The following is a 20,316-nucleotide window of genomic DNA, read 5'->3' on the forward strand; positions in this document are numbered from 1 at the left end:
ATGAAAAAAACTTTATTTTTCCTACTGATCAGCACATTCTGTTTTTCTCAAACTTTTGAGACCGTATCTATCCTGAATAACGGATCGAATGACAAACGCATCAATATTGCGGTTTTAGGAGACGGGTTTACTGCAGCACAGCAAAGCAGCTTTGTTTCCTCAGCACAGTCTACCATCAACTATCTTTTTACCAAAAGCCCATACACAGAATATAAAAATTACTTTAATGCATATGCTGTAAAAGTGATCTCTACACAAACCGGAGTAAAGCATCCCGGAACGGCAACTGATGTTACGGAGCCTGTGATCCCGGTTTCCAATCCTACCAATTATTTAGGATCTTCTTTTGACTTCGGGGTTCACCGGTGTATTTACAGCAATACCACAAATAAGGTAGCACAGGTTCTGGCTGCTAATGTACCGGATTATGATATTACTTATGTGCTTGGAAATTCTACGGAATACGGCGGTTGTGGCGGAACGTATGCCTTTGCCTCTTTAAATGGATCAGCTAATGAAATTGTAGTACACGAGCTGGGGCATTCATTCGGAAACCTGGCCGATGAATACTGGTTTGCAGGTACGGGAGAATCTCCCAACAAAACCCAGAACTCCAATCCTGCAACAATTAAATGGAAAAACTGGGTTGGATTCAATAGTGTAGGAGTTTATCCTTATACTGAAAGCCCTTCATGGTACCGTCCGCATCAGAATTGTGAAATGAGATATCTTGACAGGCAGTTTTGTTCCGTATGTAAAGAAGCTATCATTGAAAGAATCCATTCATTGGTTTCACCGGTGGATTCTTATACACCAGCCAGCAACAGTACAGTGAATGTAGCAGCGCCGATCACCTTTACCGTAAATGAGGTTTTACCGATACCCAATACATTAGTAAATTCATGGAAACTTAACGGAACGGCTCTTTCCTCAGCAGCTAATTCATTGACAATATCCCCAAGCCAGCTAAACACCGGAAATAATACCCTGATTTTTTCTGTAACCGATAATACCACTTTAGTCAAAGTGACGGGGCATAACACGGTTCATTTTGCTACCGTAACCTGGACGCTGAATAAATCTGCCACTTTGAAAGTCTCTGATGTGGAAGCAAAAGAAAGAAGATTCGGGATCTATCCTAATCCTGCCAATAATGAATTTTATATCAAAGGGAAACAGGAGTTTGCAAAAAACATTAAACTGGCATTGTATGACGGATCGGGCAGAATAATCCCTGTGAAATTTGACATGAAAGATTCATCAACAATACATGTGGAAATTAATACCTTACCTGCCGGAGTTTATACTTTGAATGTAACGGAAAACGAAGGTTTGATTATCTCCCAGAAAATTGTAAAAGAATAAATGATCTTCAGTTTTAATATTTAAATCGGCTCTATCAGAGCCGATTTTATTTTAGGCAATCGTATACTATTTTACACTTTTTTTCTTGCCTCTCTGATCGGTTTTTATCGCAAAGAAAATGATGAATCGGATCGATCTAAGATGAGCAAAGGTTTTTAATCTGTCAAAATAGATTTCAAAAGAATACTTTATAGCAGCTTTGCTGTTTTCTTTGCTTTTCTTAAAATATAGCAGTCGGATTTTAAAAGCTTTGCGTTAATAAAAAATTGATGAGTGTAAATATAGTTGCCTTATTTTATATTTAATACTTTCTCTGCAATGGGCAGCCATTTTCCTTCATGGCGGAGGAGTAGGATCTTATTAACGGTAAATTTAGTTTTAAATTCTTTGTCTTTGTAAATTTCCCATGCTTTTAAATAATTCTCAAAGCTTAAATCCCTGTAGCCAACCGTCATATGAGGCGTAAAAGAATTTCTCATAAAACTGAACTGCTGTTTCACTCTGTCATAAAGATCTTTTAATGGTATACTTTCTTCCGGATGTATATACAGAACCGGATTTTTCGGATTAGGAAAACCTCCGAAACCGTTAAGCTCAATTTCAAAAGGGGAGACACAAGTATCTATTTTATCGAATGCCACAAAAATATCATTTTCCAATTCAAGCTCCCTGGAAAAAGGTGGGCACAACGTGATATGCGCGTCATTCTTTACCGCCTTTGAATTATTATAGTTTAACGCTAAATCCTGTTTAAAAACCTTTACTTCTTCAATAATCTGCTGAGGTGGATAAATCGCTATGAAGTATAATTTTTTCATGAGCTAAAAATATAAAACTATTTTTTCTCTACCGTATTGATCATCTTTTTTCTCAGATCAACAATGGTATTTTCAAGAGCATCGGTGATTTTTTTGACCTCAAGATGAGGTTTGAAAATCGAACCTTTTCCTTTAGCCTCATCGGCAATATTAGACAATATAATAACAGAGGTCTTAGTTCCGGGATAATAAATATTGAGCGACGGAGAGCCTTTGATATATCCGCTGTGAAAATACGTGTCAGGCTTTCCTGTACTTGTCATGATGCCATAGCCGTAATTCATTTTTCCGAAAACAGCATGATGTCTTTCGGCACTTTTTGCAGTAAATTTCTGTAAGGTTTCAGGCTTTAAAATTTTTCCGCCATACAGAGCTGTGTTCCACTGGTGCAGATCCTGAATGGTAGAAAGGATCCCGCCTGCAGGAATTCCGATTTCTTTTCCGCCCAGTCTTTCAGGCATATTCTTTATCTTTTCCGTATTCTTTTCATTCCCAAGATAGGCGCCTGCAAAATCACCGCCTTTAAACGTATTTCCGGTGGAAGATTGCTTCATTCCTGCTTTCAGAAACAGCTCTTTGAGATTCTCATCATAAGATTTCCCCGAAACTTTTTCGAGGATCTTTCCTAATGTATTGAACCCGTCATTTGAATAATAAAAATCAGAACCGCTTTTAAACATCAGTTTTCCACCAAGAGTATTTAATCCTGAAGTATGATTTAAAAGCTGATGAATGGTAATGTTTTCATATCCTTTAGTCTGAAATTCTTTTAAATAAGTTGAAACTTTATCCTCAGTTTTCAGCTTTCCCTGTTCCATCTGCAAAAGTATCATGACTGCTGTAAACTGTTTGCTGACGGAACCAATAGCAAAAATAGTATTGCTGTCGATCTTTGTTTTGTTTTTGAAATCTGAAAATCCGTTATTTTTTCGGTAGAGCTGTATTGAATCTTTGAATACACCGATGCTTCCGTTGAAATGGTACTTTTTAAAAACGGAATCGACCTGCTGTTCCAGAAGCTTTTTCTCAAATGAGGTGATCGTTGAATCTATAATTGCATTTCTGTCAACAACCGGTATTTTTGGGGTTGAAGTTTCTTTACAGGCTGTTAAAAAAAAGAGGGAAATGAATAAAATGAATGTCAGGTTGTAAATTTTCAGCATTTGTTTTTTTATTTTAAAACCTATCAAAAAGAATGCAAATTGAAGGTTTTGTATTTAAAAATTTAATGGTTTTGCTCTAATTGATTTATATTTAATTGCTTACAGGTTACATGAAAGGAATTCATTAAAACGGAAACTTAAAATTACAAATTGGACGTAAATTAGGTAACGCAACTATGCACGAAAAGTAATAATTTTGAATAAACGATTCAACAAGAATGAAAACATATCTCGAAAACGATTGGTCACAAATCGATAATTTATTGGAGAAGGTAAAAGAGCAGGGACTATCTTATCTGAATACAATATCCGACAGAAGAACTACTGTTGATCAGAATTTAATCCCGGATATTAAAGAAATACCTGAATCCGGCTACGGAACAGAAAAAGCACTGGAGATTTTTAATGAAAAATTTGAACCGGTTATTGTTGCTTCATCAGGCCCGAGATACTGGGGCTATGTAACGGGAGGATCTACACCAGCTTCCATTGCAGGAGACTGGCTGGCTTCCGTATATGATCAGAATACACAGTCATTGAACGAGCAGGGAGATGCATCTGCGGTGATCGAGCTGGAAACCATTAAGCTGATGCTGGATCTTCTGGGGCTTCCGGAAAGTTTTTTAGGAGGATTTGTAACGGGAGCAACGATGTCCAACTTTACCTGTATGGCAGTAGCCAGACAATGGATAGGCAAAGAAAAAGGGAAAGATATTGCAAAAGACGGCATCTCATTTCCTTTTAAGATCGTAACGGCCACACCTCATTCTTCAAGCATAAAATCCCTGTCTCTTTTAGGAATCGGGAGCAGTAATATTGTTAAGGTTGAAACAATGGCAGGAAACAGGGAAGCCATATCTATTGAAGACCTGGAAAAACAGATCAGGGAATTGCAGGGTGAACCTTTTATTCTGATCTCAAGCGGCGGAACGGTGAATACGGTAGACTTCGATGATTTTAAAGCCATTGCAGAGCTGAAAAAGAAATATAAATTCTGGTGGCATATTGATGCGGCATTCGGAGGGTTTGCAGCCTGTACAGACGATACAAAACATCTGGTAGAAGGCTGGGAAAATGCAGACAGCATTACGGTAGACTGTCATAAATGGCTGAATGTCCCTTATGAAAGTGCTGTTTTTTTCATAAAAGAACAGTATAAATTATTACAGGTAGAGACCTTTCAGAATTCTAATGCTCCTTATCTGGGAGATCCGCTGGAAAACTTCAGCTATTTAAATTTTCTTCCTGAAAACTCACGAAGACTGAAGGCTTTACCTGCCTGGTTTTCTATCGTAGCTTACGGTAAAAAGGGATATCAGGAAATTGTAGGAAACAATGTAGCATTATCAAAAAAGTTCGGTGAACTGATTGATCACAGCAGTGATTTTAAACTCCTCTCTCCGGTGCGGCTGAATACGGTTTGCTTTACCCTTAAAAATAGTGCAGATCAGGATAAAGTTGAACGGTTTTTGGAGCTCCTTAACAATACCGGAAAAGTTTTTATGACTTCTACTTTTTACAATCAGCATAAAGGAATCAGGGCAGCTTTCGTCAATTGGAAAACGAATGAAAAAGATATAGAACTGGTCTTTAACCTGATGAATGAAATCATCACAACATTGAAATAATTATAAAAGCCCCGTCAGTAAATTGCTGCGGGGTTTATTTTGAAATCAAATCACAAAACCAGAAAACATATTCTTCTTCCTCATCATCGGGATCAGCTTTAGGTTTCGGGTAAGTTTTTTTTACGATTTCCCCGATTTCAAAATGAACCGGTTGTTTGAAAATAGGGCCATCAAAAGTGAAAGTGTGAAATTCACCGTTTTCTCCACAGGGATCTACATTTTCGGGAAGATCGTTGATGAAACTTTTATCGATGATTCGTCCTGCAAAACTTTTATCCAAATAAGTTTCGTTCACACAGGTCACAATCGTTTTAAAACCTAAATCTAAAAATTCATGGATGAGATCGGTTGTATTTTGTTTCCATAAGGGGAAAACAGCTTTCATCCCAATGGCCTGTAATTGATCTTCACGGTATTTTCTTAAATCTTCCAGAAAAATATCCCCAAAAATAGAATGGGTAACCCCCTGAGACTGAATTTCAGTCATGGTTTTGCTCATCAGATCCCGGTATTCTTCCATCGTCGGTTCTTTAGGAAGTTCCATTTTAATCAGGTTCAGCCCCAGACTTTCAGCCTGCTTTTCTAAAAGCGAAACATGAACGCCGTGCATCGAAATTCTTTGAAACTCTTTATTGATGCTTGTCAGCAAAGCAGTAACCTCAAACTGAGATTCTTTTAAGGTTGTATATAAAGCTAAGGCAGAATCTTTTCCGCTGCTCCAGTTGAAGATGGCTTTCGGTTTCATATTTAAAATAAAAATCTCCCAAAAATAGGGAGATTTCTATAATTATTATCTGATGCAGATTACATATTTCTTCTGTACTTACCACCCACTTCAAACAAAGCGTTGGTAATTTGTCCAAGAGAGCAGTATTTCACAGCATCCATCATAACTCCAAATAAGTTTTGCTGATTGATAGCTGCATACTGTAGTTTTCTTAACGCTTCTTCAGACTGGCTTTCATTGGCATTCTGGAAGTTGTGCAGGGCAGCGATCTGTGCTTGCTTTTCTTCTTCGGTAGAACGGATGACTTCTCCCGGACGTACCGTTGGGGAACCGTCTTTTCCAAGGAAAGTATTTACCCCGATGATCGGATATTCTCCGGTATGCTTCAGCCATTCGTAATGCATGGATTCTTCCTGGATTTTTGAACGCTGGTACATGGTTTCCATCGCGCCGAGAACACCACCTCTTTCAGTGATTCTGTCGAATTCCGTATAAACAGCTTCTTCTACAAGATCTGTCAGTTCTTCAATAATAAATGAACCTTGGAGTGGATTTTCATTTTTAGCAAGGCCTAATTCTTTATTGATAATCAGCTGGATCGCCATGGCTCTTCTTACTGATTGCTCAGTAGGAGTAGTGATCGCCTCGTCATAAGCGTTGGTATGAAGCGAATTACAGTTATCATAGATAGCATACAATGCCTGAAGGGTAGTTCTGATATCATTGAAATCAATCTCTTGGGCGTGAAGAGAACGCCCGGAAGTCTGGATGTGATATTTCAGCATCTGGCTTCTTTCGTCTGCTCCGTATTTCAATTTCATTGCTTTTGCCCAGATTCTTCTGGCTACACGTCCGATCACTGAATATTCAGGGTCGATACCGTTGGAGAAGAAGAAAGACAGGTTAGGTGCAAAATCATTGATATCCATTCCACGGCTTAAATAATATTCCACATAGGTGAAGCCGTTGGCTAATGTGAACGCCAGTTGTGAAACCGGATTGGCTCCTGCTTCTGCAATATGGTATCCTGAAATGGAAACGGAATAAAAGTTTCTTACTTTTTCTTTAATGAAATATTCCTGAACGTCACCCATCAGACGAAGAGCAAATTCAGTGGAGAAGATACACGTATTTTGTGCCTGGTCTTCCTTTAGAATATCTGCCTGAACAGTACCACGTACGGTAGCAATGGTGTAGGCCTTAATTTTTTCATATTCTTCTTTAGGAATAATTTCGTCTCCGGTAATTCCCAGAAGTTTTAATCCCAAACCACTGTTGGAAGGAGGAAGTTCTCCATTATATTTCGGTCTTTCTAATCCTTTGTCGTCGAATTTTTCCTTAAGCTTGGCTTCAACCTTAGCTTCAAGTTTGTTTTCGGCGATATATTTTTCAACGTTCTGGTCAATGGCAGCATTCATAAAGAAAGCCAGCAGCATTGGAGCAGGTCCGTTAATCGTCATGGAAACGGAAGTCAAAGCATTCACCAGATCAAATCCTGAATACAGTTTTTTAGCGTCATCCAACGTAGCGATGGAAACTCCTGCATTTCCGATCTTACCGTAAATATCCGGTGGTAAAGCCGGGTCCTGTCCGTACAATGTTACAGAGTCAAATGCGGTAGACAAACGTTTTGCCGGCATTTCAGCAGATACATAATGGAATCTTCTGTTGGTTCTTTCCGGACCTCCTTCTCCTGCGAACATCCTTGTCGGATCTTCTCCGGTTCTTTTAAACGGGTAAATTCCGGCAGTGTAAGGGAAGCTTCCCGGAAGGTTTTCCTGGCCTTTCCATTGGATCAGGTCGCCCCAGTCATTGTATTTTGGTAATGCGATTTTTGGAATTCTTAAGTGGGATAAAGATTCTGTTGAGGTTTCAACCTTAATTTCTTTCCCACGTACAAAATAAGAATAGAACTCTTCATGGAAAGCTTTTTTAGTATCATCCCATGTTTTCAGGAAATCAATATTTTCCTGCTGAAGATCCTTTTCCGCCTTCTGATATTCTGCATCCAGGGCCTCATTGGCAATGATATTTTTTACCCCTTCAATATGATACATTTTTCTGGCTAACTCTGCCTGTTTCTGAATATTTGCATCATATTGTCTGTTATTTTCAACGATCTCAGAAAGGTAGCGGACTCTTTTCGGAGGAATAATCGTTACTTCATCCGTAATTTCCTGTTCGGCAAAAGTTTTCAAACCTAATTCAGCGAACTTTTCATTGACTTTAGAAATCAGCCTGTTGTATAATTCTGTTGTCCCGTGGTCATTGAACTGAGATGCCTTTGTAGCATACACCGGCATGCTTTCCAACGGGCTTTCCCATAGAAGATGGTTTCTCTGGAACTGTTTTCTTACGGCCTGTAATGCATCTAAAGCCCCACGTTTGTCAGATTTGTTTAAAGCTACAAGATCTGCATAATCCAACATATCGATTTTTTCCAGCTGTGTAGAAGCACCATATTCAGGTGTCATTACATACATTGAAACATCAGCGAAATCTGAAACCTCAGAACCTGATTGCCCGATACCTGAAGTTTCCAATATGATCACATCCGGATGAGCCAGTTTTAAAACATTTAAAGCTGAGTGAATGAACGGCGAAACGGAAACATTGTTTTCTCTTGTTGCCATCGAACGCATGTAGACTCTTGGATCATTGATCGCATTCATCCGGATCCTGTCTCCTAAAAGTGCTCCTCCGGTTTTCTTTTTTGAAGGGTCAATAGAAATGATAGCAATTTTTTTCTCCGGATTTGAACGGATGAAACGTCTTACCAGTTCATCTGTTAAAGAAGATTTTCCTGCACCACCTGTACCTGTGATACCGATGATCGGGATATGTAGATCTTTCGATTTTTCATCAATTGCCTTTACGAGCTCAGGTTTTTCATCTGAGAAGTTTTCAACGGCAGAGATAATTTTCGCAATGCTTGTTGAGTTTTCAAAGCTAATTGAATCCAGGTCATCAGCAGTTACTTCTTTTCCTGTTGCGAAATCTGATCTGTTGACCAGGTCATCAATCATTCCCTGAAGGCCAAGCTCACGGCCATCATCCGGAGAGTAGATCCTGTCGATCCCGTAATCCATCAGGTCTTTAATTTCCTCGGGCAGGATTACACCACCGCCACCACCGAAGATTTTGATCTGCGGTGAGTTTTTTTCTCTTAAAAGGTCATAGATGTATTTAAAATATTCATTGTGACCACCCTGATATGAAGTCAGGGCAATGGCATTGGCATCTTCCTGAATCGCTGTATTTACAACTTCTTCTGCAGATTTGTCGTGTCCCAGGTGGATGACCTCGCATCCTGTTCCCTGAATTACACGGCGCATAATATTAATCGCTGCATCATGCCCGTCAAATAACGACGCGGCTGTTACAATTCTTACTTTGTTTTTAGGAGTATATTTTTGGGTTTCCATAAAAAATCTAGAAAATTTCTGAATTTCCAAATATAATAATAAAATACCAACCTTATTTTACTATTTAAGGCATTGAAAAATAATTCATTATATCTTTTTAAGGATTTAATTTTCTCCCGTTTGAATAAACATTCGTTTAGATATCATCTTTAAATTATCTACTTTTGCAGAATATTTTATGGTATGCAAAAAGCTCTTATTTACTTCGCGTTAGGAACAGTGATCAGTTTTCTTATCAATTATTTTTTCCTGAGCACTCAAAATATTGGTCTTGAACTCTACTATGCAGCGGCATTTGGTTTTGCCTGGGGATTGGCCTATTATTTAGACACACCGAATTTTACATTACCTCAAAAATTAGGATTGTCTTTTGCTGCAATGGGAATTCTGGTTCTTTTGGGGACTTTGATTTTCAGCCTGGAGCTGGCAGTTCCTTCCATTCTTAAATTTTCAACTGTTTTTGTGGCCTATTATTTAATCGCAAGCTTCAGGGGAAGCAAGTCTTTGCGTAATTAATGGATCATTAAGAAGCTGATATACAGGAGGCCAATAAGCATCAGCATCAGTCCGAAAGAATTAATCATAAATAAAAGAGCACCCTTAAAAATACTGATTCTTTTTTTGGTTTCATAAACCCTGTGATGGGCAACGAAAAAGTAAATGGATAAATAAACGGTAAGCGCCATTGTAATAAGGCCGGATATTAAATTAATAACTCCATAGTCAGGTAAGAAATCCATGATACTGGATTTGATCATAAAAATCAGGATTCCCAACAATAAAAATGAGAAATAATGAAGTGTGAAAATACCGTGGTCGAAGTACCACCATTTTTTCTTATTATGAAATAACCACAGAAAGAAAGCAAATATAGGAAGGTATACGAAGAGTGCTTTGGGAAGAGTATGTGAGAAGGTTTCCAGAAAGCGTTCTTTAATTTGTGCCTTATTTAATCCACTTTCTTTCAGCTCAAAGGTTTTCCTGGCAAAAGGTCTTGAAAGAGCATAAAGTATATTGTTTTTGTTTTTCTGATGTAAAGAATCATACTGCTTCATGTTTTCAGCTCCGAGCACTTTTGTATTGCTTTCGGTGAGGGTTTCATCGATCAGATCATCATTGTCCGGGATGGCATGTTCTTTTTTTGAGCTACTTTCTATAGTATCGATAAGCTTTTTAGCATTGATTACATTTTCGTCTGTAAGAATTCCTTCTTTCTTAAGGTTTTCCAGTGCTTTTTCAGTTTTTTCCTTTTTTATTCTGGTTTCTTCGGCAGAAGGTCTTTTTGTGTCATGGGATTTTTCATCCGTACCGGGAAGGAATCCCGGGAGGAGAAATGTAATAAAACTGATGAATATATAAAGTTTTACAGGGGCTACATAAAGCTGCCTTTTCCCTGCAATGTATTCTTTGGTTAATTTTCCGGGACGGAACAGGAGGTATTTTATGGTTTTCCAGAATTGTCCGTCATAATGGGTAAAATCTTCTATAAAATGAGTGAAGAGATAATAAAAAGGTTGTCTGGGTTCTGTATTTTCCTGTCCGCAATGGGGGCAGAATCTTTCTTCTACTATATGTCCGCAGTTAAGACAATCTTTTTCTTCTCTGATTTTTCCGTGGCTCATCGTTTTTTAAGATTTTGAGCAAATATAATTATTTCAGGAAAAATGTAATGTGAATTTTATAATAATCTTAAAGTATGGGTGTGAATAAATTAATAAAGCAAGAGTTGAGGGATCAAACTCTTTACTTTATCACTTATGTTTTTAGAATCTTCCGAAAATTTGTTTCCCATCTGTATTTTGATTTTACAATATTTATGCCATGGATAATTCAGATAGGCCGAATGTGTGGAATCGTTTAAGCTGGATATCATTCAGCATATTAAATAAAATATGTTTTTAGGTTACGAAAATTATTTGTACCTTTGCACACCCTTATGGGGAAAATTATGTTTAATCTTTAACTAAAACGTGTGAATACATTAAGTTACAAAACTGTTTCAGCGAACAAAGCTACTGCTAATAAAGAATGGGTTGTGGTAGACGCTGAAGGACAACCGTTAGGAAGACTAGCTTCTACGGTTGCAAAGATTTTGAGAGGTAAGCACAAAACGAATTATACACCTCACGTAGATTGTGGTGATAACGTAATCGTTTTGAACGCTGGGAAAGTAACTCTTTCAGGAAACAAGTGGAACGATAAGACTTATATCTGGCATACAGGTTATCCTGGAGGTCAAAAGTCTATGACTGCGGCTGAACTTCAAAAGAAAGATTCTTTAAAAGTATTGGAAAAGTCTGTAAAAGGTATGTTACCGAAAAACAGATTAGGATCTGCTTTATTAAAGAACCTTTATTTATATGAAGGAACTGAGCACAAACATGAAGCTCAACAGCCTAAAACAATTAATGTTAACGAATTTAAATAATTAATATGTCTATAGTTCACAAAATCGGAAGAAGAAAAACTTCTGTAGCTAGAGTTTATGTAAAACCAGGTTCTGGAAACATTACAGTAAACGGTAAAGATGCTAAAGAATATTTCTCTACAGACGTAATGGTTTATAAATTAAACCAACCGTTTATCCTTTCTGAAACTGTTGGTCAGTATGACGTTACCGTAAACGTATTCGGTGGTGGAAATACAGGTCAGGCAGAAGCTATCAGATTAGGTATTTCAAGAGCTTTATGCGAAATCAACGCTGAGTTCAGATTAGCATTGAAGCCTGCTGGTTTACTTACGAGAGATGCAAGAATGGTGGAAAGAAAGAAGCCAGGTCAGAAAAAAGCAAGAAAGAGATTCCAATTCTCAAAACGTTAATTTTTTTCAGACATCAGATTGGAGATGTCAGATGTCAGACTTTTTTTCGTCTGCTATCTTATATCTGAAATCTATTAATCTAATTTTAAAAATTGCCCGTTACGTTTAGCATCCAAACGCTTCTCCCATCTAAAGAAGTTGTTGATTGCTTAAAAAGCGGAAAGTAAACTAACAAAAACAGAAAACATGGCAAAAGCAAATGTAAAAGACCTTTTAGAGGCTGGTGTACACTTCGGTCACATGACTAGAAAGTGGAATCCAAATATGGCTCCATACATTTTTATGGAGAAAAATGGTATTCACATTGTAGACTTACATAAAACAGCAGTTAAATTAGACGAAGCTTGTAATGCTTTAGAAAAATTAACTTCTGCAGGTAAAAAAGTTCTTTTTGTAGCAACTAAAAAGCAAGCAAAAGAAGTAGTAGCAAAACACGCTTCTGAACTTAATATGCCTTATATTACAGAAAGATGGCCTGGTGGTATGTTAACGAACTTCGTTACAATCAGAAAGGCTGTTAAAAAAATGAACTCCATCGATAAAATGAAAAAAGATGGTACGTTCGAAACTTTATCTAAAAAAGAAAGACTTCAGGTTGACAGACAAAGAGCTAACTTAGAGAAAAACTTAGGTTCTATCTCTGACATGGTTCGTCTTCCTTCTGCAATCTTTGTTGTTGATATCTTAAGAGAACACATTGCTGTAACTGAAGCTAAAAAATTAGGTATTCCGGTTTTCGGTATCGTAGATACGAACTCTGATCCTAGAAAAGTTGACTTCGTAATTCCAGGGAATGATGATGCTTCCAAATCTATCGACATGATTTTGAACGTAGTTTCTGAATCGATCAAAGAAGGTCAGTCTCAAAGAAAAGCTGATAAAGAAAAATCTAAAGAAGAAGGAGAAAAAGTATCTGCTGATACAGATGCTGATTTCGATGCTGAATAATTAAAGATTATCTTTGAAATATAAAAAACCGTTAAGCGAGTCTTAACGGTTTTTTTATTGTTGTTTTTTTATTAATTATCAATTGGAAAGTGTGATATTGTAAGAAGTGGTAATAAATTTAGTTTTTTGATATACCGATTCACAAACCCTTCCCGACAAATTGTAATTCTGATTTTTAAGAACCATGGCAGATCCTATCTTGCCGGCTCCAATGGGGATCTTCTTGAAATAATTAGGACCGCTGATCGTGATCACCATGTTGCATCTGGATTTATTTTCGATCGTTACGGATGTTTTAGGACTGTCAGACGAATCATTTAACAGGTCTGTAAGAACTTCAGCTGTTTCCGGCTTATAAGTCTTTATCAGGGCGCTATATTCCCTTTCTGTCTGTGAAACGGATGAAGTGGAAGAGGTAGTAGCGCGGGGATAAGGGCGTTTAGCTGGAGAACTTGTAGTATAATTTGCATTGCAGCTGTTTAAAATAATAGCCAGAGTAAAGCCTGAAAAGAGAAATGCCTTTTTCATATTAAAAATTTGTGATGTAAAATTAAGCTTTTTTTATTTTTTTAAAACCACTTGATTCGTTGACTCTTCAGGATTGTTAATGGTTAAAAAAATACTTTTTTTTATTTCTTTCTGTGAGCTGTATCGAATATCACAGACATTACTGTTCAAAGTATAAGTCCCTTTATTAATAACAATGAAATTTTCACCATGAGCGGGAACTGCCATATTGTAAAAATCTTTCCCCTGAATTCTCAGGACTAAATTACAGTCTGAATTATTTTTAAATAAAAGAATCACCTCTTTACTGCTGATATCTTCATTAAACATGGCATTCAGGAGCTTTACGGTTTTATCTTTGTGCTGGTTTGATGTAGAGGTTATTAAACGCTTAAATTCCTCAGCTTCTGCCGAGTTGGAGCTTTTCATAATGCTGTTCGGGATCTCGGAAATTACAGGCCTTGCCTGCATTGGCTTTGCATTTATTTTGCCTTTTGTCCATTCCTGGTTTTTTAAAGCAATCAGCTTTGGCTTTAAAACACTTCTTCTCGGATCTTCCGGATGAGCTGTTTTTAAAAACAATTCAATTTCGCTTATACTCTTACTGTCAAGGATATTGGTAGTAGACTTCTGAACATCATGAGTAGTGTTGCATGAAAATAAGGCAAAGAATAAAGGGAATGTGAGGAAATTTTTTTTCATGGGTTATAGTTTTATATATTAATTTCACATATTAATTGTATTTGCTGTTGTTAGAGTAAAAGATCAGATTTCATCGATTTCTCATGTGTTTTTTTTGATTTAATTAATCCGGAACTTAATATAGGTAATTGTTTTTCCTTTAGCAGAAAAAAGTTCTTCGTAATAAGTTCTGATATCTCTTAAATGTTCTGTGTTAGGATCATATTCCGGGGCTCCGTAAATATCATGATGGGCAGTAAGGATTTCGTAGCCGGCTCCCTGAAGAAAACCTAAGGTGTACCCATGCAGAAATTCAGAATCGGTTTTTAAATGAACGATTCCGCCGGGTTTTAAAAATTTTTTATACCTGTCAAGAAAATCAGGATGGGTCAATCTGTGTTTTGTACGTCTGTACTTAATTTGAGGATCCGGGAAAGTAATCCAGATTTCATCTACTTCATTTTCTGCAAAAAAACAATCTACAAGCTCAATCTGAGACCGTAAGAATGCTACATTATTCATATTGTTTTCAACAGCTTCTTTTGCCCCAAACCAGAATCTAGCTCCTTTAATATCTATTCCTATGAAGTTTTTTTCAGTAAAGGTTTTGGCAAGCCCTACAGAGTATTCCCCTTTTCCACAGCCCAATTCAAGGACAATAGGATGATCATTCTTAAAAAAATCGGATCTCCATTTTCCCTTAAGCTCAAAACCGTTCAATGCCTCTTCTCTGGTAGGCTGAATGACATTTGGTAATATTTTGTTTTCTGTAAATCTTGCTATTTTATTCTTGCCCATAACTGTTTATAAAAATCCTGCAAAAATAGCAAAATTTAAACAGATTATGTTGCTTTTAGCTTTAAAAAGAAAGGTTCGGAATTTTTTGATTATTTGCCGTCTGAAGTTCCCAATGCCACCATAATAGGTTTTTGAATGGTTTTCTGAGAAGCGTACTGCGCCCCGCAAACCAGACTTGTGAAAAGGTAATTTCCTTTTTCTACCACAATTGAATTTTCATTATGAGCGGGAACGGCAAGTCTGTATTTTGTGGTACCTACTCCCTCCATTCTTACAATAATATTACAATCGGATTTGTTTTCGATAAGAACAATACATTCCTTAGTCGTCGGATCATTATCGAAAAGGGAGTTGAGTATTTTTACGGTATTGTTTCTATGCTCTACTGGAGAAACTTTCATGAGCATATTGAATTCTTCTGCTTCTGCATCCGGAATGGCTACTGTACTTGCAGATGTATTTACGACAATAGCATTGCTGGCATTACTTGGAGTGTAGACCACTGTAGATTGTTTCGCTGCCAGTTCTGCTTTATATTTGGCGATCTGCTTCTGCTTAATGATAGCATTCATTTCGTCAAAAGTAATTTTAGTGGAAGGTCTTCTTTTCAGCAGAGCCAGCATTTCCTGCATTTCTTTAACCTTTTGATCGGCCGGATGAGCATTCTTTATATAGTCTTTCATCATATCCATAACCTTGGGTTTTAATACTGATCTCCGGGGATCATCAGGATGTGCATCGCGAAGGAAGGCATTGATCTCATAGATATTTTTGCTTTTCAGGATATTGCTGTAATCTTTTCCTTTTTTCTGAGCTGAAAGACCAAAGCAGATACATAAACTAAATAGTAAAAGTATTTTTTTCATTTAATACATATAATAAGTTAAAATAAAGCACTTTTATTAATATGCTCCTTTTGCTATTGTGATTCGGTGTGGTACACTAATACAAACGGGATAACTTTATTTTTATTTTTAATCTAAAACGAAAAAAAAGTTATAAAGCATGTATATACAAAAAATATACCGTCGATTGACATATACTTATTTATAATATGATTTACTATTTTACGACTTCCTGAAGATGGGAGTTTCTCAGCCTTCTCTGATAAATAGGCATATATTTTTCAATCGGAATTTTTACAGCCTCAAAATTTCCTGCCTGAATATAAGGATCAAGATTTTCCGACGAATAAACAAATTGCAGGAAATTATCAATCAGATTTTCAGGAATCTTGAATTTTGTAAAGTAATCTTTTCCCAGATAATTTTTGATCTGGCTGACGGAGGAGTTCATTCTTTCATAGGCGATGTAACGCTGTTTTTTCTTTCTTTCACCCGATAAAATATCGAAGATACTCTCGAGGCTGAAAGTCAGTCCGCCATCTCGTAATCCGGCAACAGGAAGCTGAGGCGGGGTACCGTCACCTTTAGGTTCCGGTAAGCCGATTACTTTTTTGAGTTCAAGTGCCTTATCTTTTTTGGCCAATGCCGTTACATCATATCTTAAATTCCCGGTAGGCTTAAATCTGCTGATAACAACTTCCTGAATATCATGATAAGCAATTTTCAGCTCTATTAGATTTTTAGGGCCAAGCATCTGAGGAGAAAGCTGAATATCTTTTCTCTCCGTAACAATAGAGGTAAAGCGGATAATATCACCTGCATTTGCCTGGATATTGAAGTCTCCGTTATAATCTGTAAGAACGGTTTTTTGAGTATTAAGATTCGTAACATATACCTGGTTGAGATATAATACTGAATTATCTCTAAGGAATACTTCCCCCGAATATGTTTGAGCATTGATTTTTGTCAGAAAAACCAATAGCAATAGAGTAATAAGATTCTTCATATAATGGGGCAAAATTACACAGAAATCATTCAATTTATACCTAAGTAAATAGTGAAAACAGGTTAAAGTTATATTAAACTTTACCATAGAACTGTTAATGAATGTTATAAATGCCTTTTTTAAGAGAAATTTATACAAATTATCTTTGTTTTACCAATAACCAGCTTGAGTATTTTACATTTGTGGTAGCCCCGAATTCAGTCCAGCTGATGGTATACCAATACGTTGCAGTAGACACCGGTCTTCCACCTAATGTTCCGTCCCATATATATCGGTTAGACTTGTCTCCTCTGAAAATCTCTGCACCATACCGGTCATATATTCTGAACTCAATATTGTCTTTTCCCATTAATGCCGAATAATCTATAGCATCATTGTGCCCGTCTAGGTTAGGCGTAATGGTATTGATCAGGTTGATGATGGTAAACGGTCTTTGAACTTCCGTACATCTTTTGGCGTCTCTTACATAAGCAATATAGCTGCCTCTCGGTACATTCAGGAAAACATTTGAAGTCTGCCACGTATTTCCGTCCAGTGAATATTCATAAGGCGGAGTTCCGCCACTGGCTCCAATCGTTACTGTAGTTCCATTGATGTCTATCGAAATGATAGCCGGTGTTGGTGCTTCAATCACGTTCACGTATTGTCTGTACACACAGCCATTGGTTGTGAGGTCAACCCAATAGTTGCCGATAGGAACATTGGTAATGGAAGAGGTTGTTGCTCCGGTACTCCAAAGATAGCTTTCAAAATTCGGGCCTGCATCCAATGTTGTGGTGGTTTGCGGACAGATCATCTGATCCATCAGAAGAGGTGAGCTTTTCGGAGTTTTAATAGTAATGATGATTGTTCCCACCTGAGGGCATACCCCGGACTTTTCAAATCTTACATAGATGGTTTGAGTCCCTGTAATGGTAACAGGGTTGGTAAGTGGGCTTACATTATTTTGAGCATCAGCTAATGTGCTGTGATAGCTTGCGGTTACCAGCGGATCTGCTGTAAATTGAGCAAGATATTGGTTTAAATCTACCTGTTTGGTGCCATCTAAATCATCATCACAAAAGCTTGCGGTTACGGTGCCGGTTATTAAAGGTATTTTAGCACCGATATTGAAAACCAGAGGCTGAACTACCGCGGCACATCCATCGGGAGAATCTACCCTGATATAGATGGTTGTACTGGTGCTGAAAGTCCAGGTATTGGGTAATGTCGTGGCATTCCCTGCATTGGCATCAGCTAAGTTGGCGTAATATCTTACATTGGTAAAATAAGTAGGGTTATTAAGCACCAAAGGAGTAATGTTGGACAGAATAACTGTAACCAGGCCATCCAGATTATCATCACATAAATTGGCTGTGTAATTTTGTAATACAATGGCTACGGGATAAAGATTAAGAGTAATCTGTGCGATGCTCTTACATCCGGTAGGGTTTTTTACAACAGCATAGACAATGGTACCGTTGGGAGCTTGATAAGCCGTGGGTACGGTTATTAATGCTGCTGCATTTTCATTCTGAGCATCTAAAAGGGTAGGATAATAGGTTATCGTTACCGGTGAGTTATTCGTTACATTGGCAGAGGTAAGGTCAAAAGTTCCCTGTCCGTTTATGCTGCAAGTGGTTAGCGTAACATTATTTACTGTAACTGGCTGAATATTGATTGTTACCGTCACCGTTTCACAATCCGGAAAATCCGGATCATTTCCACAGAACGTATAGGTGAAGGTATCTGTTCCTGCTGTTCCTGGGTTGGTTGCAGTATAAATGATTGCTCCGGTAGTTGCATTGATCGTTGCTGTTCCTAAAGTAGGAGGCGTTGTAATCGCTATAGTAGAAACTACAGGAGTCTGTGGAGAGCTGCTGAATGCAGGAGTAATTACTTTATCAGTACAAATATCATAAGTTGCAGTACTTAATTTGGTACAGTTTAAAACTTTATATTGTTCCGTTATCAGTGGCGCGCAGCTTCCCATCGTTACTGCACAGGTATAATAGCCCGATTGCGTAGGAGAATAAGAAACTCCGGTAGCTCCCGGAATAGGAGTCCCGTTTACATACCATTGATAAGCATTATAAATAACAGGATCTACAGTAAGAACAATTCCGGGAACACAATCTCCACCCGATTTTAAAATCACCGGTTGTGTCGGAAAACCTGCAAAGAAACCTCCGTATCCTACTGCGTCACTCCCTGCATTGATTCCGGCAGTAATCGCTTTATTCGAAACCACTGTGATTGTTCCTGTTACATTGGGGATCCCGTAAGTAACCCAGTTATTGGTACCTGTCATGCCGAAAGGACCTGTACTGACCGGTGGAGTAACGCCATTTACCGTTACTGTGGCACCTCTTTCTGTAATAAGATTAAGCTTTGTAGGGATATTGAGAATTCCGGCAGGGTTGTTATTGGAATGAACAAAATTTTCGTCAATCAATCCCAGCTCGTCAATTTGCTTAGGCAGATAACAGTTTAGGGCAGGAATAAAATTAAAACCGCCGGTAGCTACCTCGTTGCCCACTCCGGAATCTCCGGCCAGCATCTGATAGACATATGCATTTTTTGTGGTTTTGATGTATAAATTGTAGTGGCTGCTTCCCTGGGCCTGGTATTTGGTGTCCGGGATTACATAATATTCGCCTGTATTCAATGTGGCGAGGGAAGTTCCTTCATTGTTGACAAAAATCTGGGTATTGTTTTCGGTGGCAATAACAAGAACTTCTTCCATATTGGCGCCCACACTTCCGTTTCCTTTCACGAGGGCAAATTCAGATCCCAATCTTTCAACAGGAACCGCCTGGTCCATTAAAATATCGGAACTTGTGGGAAAGTTACCTGCATATTGGCCGTTAAAGTTACCATTGGTGATATTAACCGGTTTATTGGCAACAATTTTGGCACCGATGAATCCATCGGAATTTCCGGTAAGGCTTCCACTGCCTTCAATGATATAAGATTGTCCTTTATTAAGGGTAAAAGTCATAGTAGGGTTGGTCATCCCTGATGTACCGTTTGAAAACTGCACAGTAGGTTTATATCCTGAAACCGTAACGGTTGTATTGTCTTCTGTTGCCAATACACTGGTCATGAAATTCAAAATGGAATTAATAACAGTAATGGGTGCATTAGCAGCATAAAAAGTCTTTCCTGTGGAAGGAATTCCTTTTGAAGTAATGATTTCCGCATGATTGAATACCGAAAATCTCAGATTGGCATAGAAAGGGAAATCTGCTTTCAGATAAAGCCCTTTTGATGTGGGAGTAAACAGGTCTGCCTGTTGGGTGGTAATGATATACTGTCTTAATACATCAAATTTCTGAGGATTATTCTTACTGATATTTACAGTTCCTATTAAGATGTTATTATTGTAAATGCTTACGGGAAACGGGGTCGTACGGTTGGTGGACAGGTATAGCTTCTGATATGGATTTGGATTGGCAGTTCTGTCCATCATGGGAGCAAACCAATGTTCTCTGTCTAATTGAGCGAAAGTAGACATGAAAACGCAAAGTATAAATAAAAAAGATAAAGATTTCTTCATTTAGTGCTGGCTTTTGTCACAAATTTAATAATAAAAAGTAGTAATGC

General features: G+C 37.7%; 17 protein-coding genes. 6 read left to right on the forward strand and 11 right to left on the reverse strand.

Annotated elements, in window-relative coordinates; all coding sequences use genetic code 11:
- Window positions 1–1,365 carry a T9SS type A sorting domain-containing protein gene (locus tag AB8P06_RS15950; protein WP_369843247.1) on the forward strand — a complete coding sequence of 455 codons (1,365 nt, stop codon included), beginning with the start codon at window positions 1–3 and terminating at the stop codon, window positions 1,363–1,365.
- 290 nt (window positions 1,366–1,655) lie between these two features.
- Here the strand turns inward: AB8P06_RS15950 and AB8P06_RS15955 are convergent, their stop codons facing one another.
- Window positions 1,656–2,183, reverse strand: a complete 528-nt coding sequence (locus AB8P06_RS15955) for a 2'-5' RNA ligase family protein (protein ID WP_369843249.1) — start codon at window positions 2,181–2,183, stop codon at window positions 1,656–1,658.
- A gap of 17 nt (window positions 2,184–2,200) precedes the next feature.
- Complete coding sequence (locus AB8P06_RS15960) at window positions 2,201–3,346, reverse strand: serine hydrolase domain-containing protein (protein ID WP_369843250.1); 1,146 nt, start codon at window positions 3,344–3,346, stop codon at window positions 2,201–2,203.
- Between the two features lie 218 nt (window positions 3,347–3,564).
- On the opposite strand from AB8P06_RS15960, the gene AB8P06_RS15965 reads away from it, so the two are divergent.
- Window positions 3,565–4,974: a pyridoxal phosphate-dependent decarboxylase family protein gene (locus tag AB8P06_RS15965; protein ID WP_369843252.1), complete on the forward strand. Its 1,410-nt coding sequence runs from the start codon at window positions 3,565–3,567 to the stop codon at window positions 4,972–4,974.
- Between the two features lie 34 nt (window positions 4,975–5,008).
- Here AB8P06_RS15965 and AB8P06_RS15970 read toward each other — a convergent pair whose 3' ends face one another.
- Both AB8P06_RS15970 and AB8P06_RS15975 read right to left on the reverse strand, forming a co-directional pair.
- Window positions 5,009–5,719, reverse strand: coding sequence for a Dph6-related ATP pyrophosphatase (locus AB8P06_RS15970; RefSeq protein ID WP_369843254.1), 711 nt, complete (start codon window positions 5,717–5,719; stop codon window positions 5,009–5,011).
- A gap of 59 nt (window positions 5,720–5,778) precedes the next feature.
- The gene (locus AB8P06_RS15975) at window positions 5,779–9,126 is read right to left on the reverse strand and encodes a methylmalonyl-CoA mutase family protein (RefSeq protein WP_369843256.1); all 3,348 of its coding nucleotides are present in this window, start codon (window positions 9,124–9,126) and stop codon (window positions 5,779–5,781) included.
- A 183-nt stretch (window positions 9,127–9,309) separates the two neighbouring features.
- On the opposite strand from AB8P06_RS15975, the gene AB8P06_RS15980 reads away from it, so the two are divergent.
- Entirely contained in the window at window positions 9,310–9,642 is a 333-nt protein-coding gene (locus tag AB8P06_RS15980; protein ID WP_369843258.1) for a hypothetical protein, read from the forward strand.
- Here the strand turns inward: AB8P06_RS15980 and AB8P06_RS15985 are convergent.
- Window positions 9,639–10,748, reverse strand: a complete 1,110-nt coding sequence (locus AB8P06_RS15985; RefSeq protein ID WP_369843259.1) for a DUF3667 domain-containing protein — start codon at window positions 10,746–10,748, stop codon at window positions 9,639–9,641. The genes AB8P06_RS15980 and AB8P06_RS15985 overlap by 4 nt on opposite strands.
- A 350-nt stretch (window positions 10,749–11,098) precedes the next feature.
- Between AB8P06_RS15985 and rplM the strand changes: the two genes are divergently transcribed.
- The 3 genes from rplM to rpsB all read left to right on the forward strand — a co-directional run bounded on the left by rplM (window position 11,099) and on the right by rpsB (window position 12,894).
- Window positions 11,099–11,554, forward strand: a complete 456-nt coding sequence (gene rplM / locus AB8P06_RS15990; RefSeq protein WP_007843275.1) for a 50S ribosomal protein L13 — start codon at window positions 11,099–11,101, stop codon at window positions 11,552–11,554.
- Window positions 11,555–11,559: 5 nt separating this feature from the next.
- Window positions 11,560–11,946 carry a 30S ribosomal protein S9 gene (rpsI, locus tag AB8P06_RS15995; protein WP_007843277.1) on the forward strand — a complete coding sequence of 129 codons (387 nt, stop codon included), beginning with the start codon at window positions 11,560–11,562 and terminating at the stop codon, window positions 11,944–11,946.
- 186 nt (window positions 11,947–12,132) lie between these two features.
- Window positions 12,133–12,894 (forward strand): 30S ribosomal protein S2, encoded by a 762-nt coding sequence (gene rpsB / locus AB8P06_RS16000; protein WP_007843279.1) that lies wholly within the window; start codon window positions 12,133–12,135, stop codon window positions 12,892–12,894.
- A 78-nt stretch (window positions 12,895–12,972) separates the two neighbouring features.
- Here rpsB and AB8P06_RS16005 read toward each other — a convergent pair whose 3' ends face one another.
- The 6 genes from AB8P06_RS16005 to AB8P06_RS16030 all read right to left on the reverse strand — a co-directional run bounded on the left by AB8P06_RS16005 (window position 12,973) and on the right by AB8P06_RS16030 (window position 20,269).
- Window positions 12,973–13,422, reverse strand: a complete 450-nt coding sequence (locus AB8P06_RS16005; RefSeq protein ID WP_369843262.1) for a DUF6759 domain-containing protein — start codon at window positions 13,420–13,422, stop codon at window positions 12,973–12,975.
- Between the two features lie 33 nt (window positions 13,423–13,455).
- The gene (locus AB8P06_RS16010; protein ID WP_369843264.1) at window positions 13,456–14,103 is read right to left on the reverse strand and encodes a DUF6759 domain-containing protein; all 648 of its coding nucleotides are present in this window, start codon (window positions 14,101–14,103) and stop codon (window positions 13,456–13,458) included.
- Window positions 14,104–14,202: 99 nt separating this feature from the next.
- Entirely contained in the window at window positions 14,203–14,880 is a 678-nt protein-coding gene (gene trmB, locus AB8P06_RS16015) for a tRNA (guanosine(46)-N7)-methyltransferase TrmB (protein ID WP_369843265.1), read from the reverse strand.
- An 89-nt stretch (window positions 14,881–14,969) separates the two neighbouring features.
- Window positions 14,970–15,746, reverse strand: a complete 777-nt coding sequence (locus AB8P06_RS16020; protein WP_369843266.1) for a DUF6759 domain-containing protein — start codon at window positions 15,744–15,746, stop codon at window positions 14,970–14,972.
- 196 nt (window positions 15,747–15,942) lie between these two features.
- Window positions 15,943–16,731, reverse strand: coding sequence for a hypothetical protein (locus AB8P06_RS16025; RefSeq protein ID WP_369843267.1), 789 nt, complete (start codon window positions 16,729–16,731; stop codon window positions 15,943–15,945).
- A 139-nt stretch (window positions 16,732–16,870) separates the two neighbouring features.
- Window positions 16,871–20,269 (reverse strand): FIDD domain-containing protein, encoded by a 3,399-nt coding sequence (locus AB8P06_RS16030; protein ID WP_369843268.1) that lies wholly within the window; start codon window positions 20,267–20,269, stop codon window positions 16,871–16,873.
- Between the last annotated feature and the right edge of the window lie 47 nt (window positions 20,270–20,316).

The organism is Chryseobacterium tongliaonense (genome assembly GCF_041224435.1).
Taxonomy (GTDB): domain Bacteria; phylum Bacteroidota; class Bacteroidia; order Flavobacteriales; family Weeksellaceae; genus Chryseobacterium; species Chryseobacterium tongliaoense.

What these genes read in the sequence shown, in the direction of transcription:
- AB8P06_RS15950 (WP_369843247.1), top strand. Translation starts at nt 1, where the DNA reads ATGAAAAAAACTTTATTTTTCCTACTGATCAGCACATTCTGTTTTTCT.
- AB8P06_RS15955 (WP_369843249.1), bottom strand. Translation starts at nt 2,183, where the DNA reads ATGAAAAAATTATACTTCATAGCGATTTATCCACCTCAGCAGATTATT.
- AB8P06_RS15960 (WP_369843250.1), bottom strand. Translation starts at nt 3,346, where the DNA reads ATGCTGAAAATTTACAACCTGACATTCATTTTATTCATTTCCCTCTTT.
- AB8P06_RS15965 (WP_369843252.1), top strand. Translation starts at nt 3,565, where the DNA reads ATGAAAACATATCTCGAAAACGATTGGTCACAAATCGATAATTTATTG.
- AB8P06_RS15970 (WP_369843254.1), bottom strand. Translation starts at nt 5,719, where the DNA reads ATGAAACCGAAAGCCATCTTCAACTGGAGCAGCGGAAAAGATTCTGCC.
- AB8P06_RS15975 (WP_369843256.1), bottom strand. Translation starts at nt 9,126, where the DNA reads ATGGAAACCCAAAAATATACTCCTAAAAACAAAGTAAGAATTGTAACA.
- AB8P06_RS15980 (WP_369843258.1), top strand. Translation starts at nt 9,310, where the DNA reads ATGCAAAAAGCTCTTATTTACTTCGCGTTAGGAACAGTGATCAGTTTT.
- AB8P06_RS15985 (WP_369843259.1), bottom strand. Translation starts at nt 10,748, where the DNA reads ATGAGCCACGGAAAAATCAGAGAAGAAAAAGATTGTCTTAACTGCGGA.
- rpsI (WP_007843277.1), top strand. Translation starts at nt 11,560, where the DNA reads ATGTCTATAGTTCACAAAATCGGAAGAAGAAAAACTTCTGTAGCTAGA.
- rpsB (WP_007843279.1), top strand. Translation starts at nt 12,133, where the DNA reads ATGGCAAAAGCAAATGTAAAAGACCTTTTAGAGGCTGGTGTACACTTC.
- AB8P06_RS16005 (WP_369843262.1), bottom strand. Translation starts at nt 13,422, where the DNA reads ATGAAAAAGGCATTTCTCTTTTCAGGCTTTACTCTGGCTATTATTTTA.
- AB8P06_RS16010 (WP_369843264.1), bottom strand. Translation starts at nt 14,103, where the DNA reads ATGAAAAAAAATTTCCTCACATTCCCTTTATTCTTTGCCTTATTTTCA.
- trmB (WP_369843265.1), bottom strand. Translation starts at nt 14,880, where the DNA reads ATGGGCAAGAATAAAATAGCAAGATTTACAGAAAACAAAATATTACCA.
- AB8P06_RS16020 (WP_369843266.1), bottom strand. Translation starts at nt 15,746, where the DNA reads ATGAAAAAAATACTTTTACTATTTAGTTTATGTATCTGCTTTGGTCTT.
- AB8P06_RS16025 (WP_369843267.1), bottom strand. Translation starts at nt 16,731, where the DNA reads ATGAAGAATCTTATTACTCTATTGCTATTGGTTTTTCTGACAAAAATC.
- AB8P06_RS16030 (WP_369843268.1), bottom strand. Translation starts at nt 20,269, where the DNA reads ATGAAGAAATCTTTATCTTTTTTATTTATACTTTGCGTTTTCATGTCT.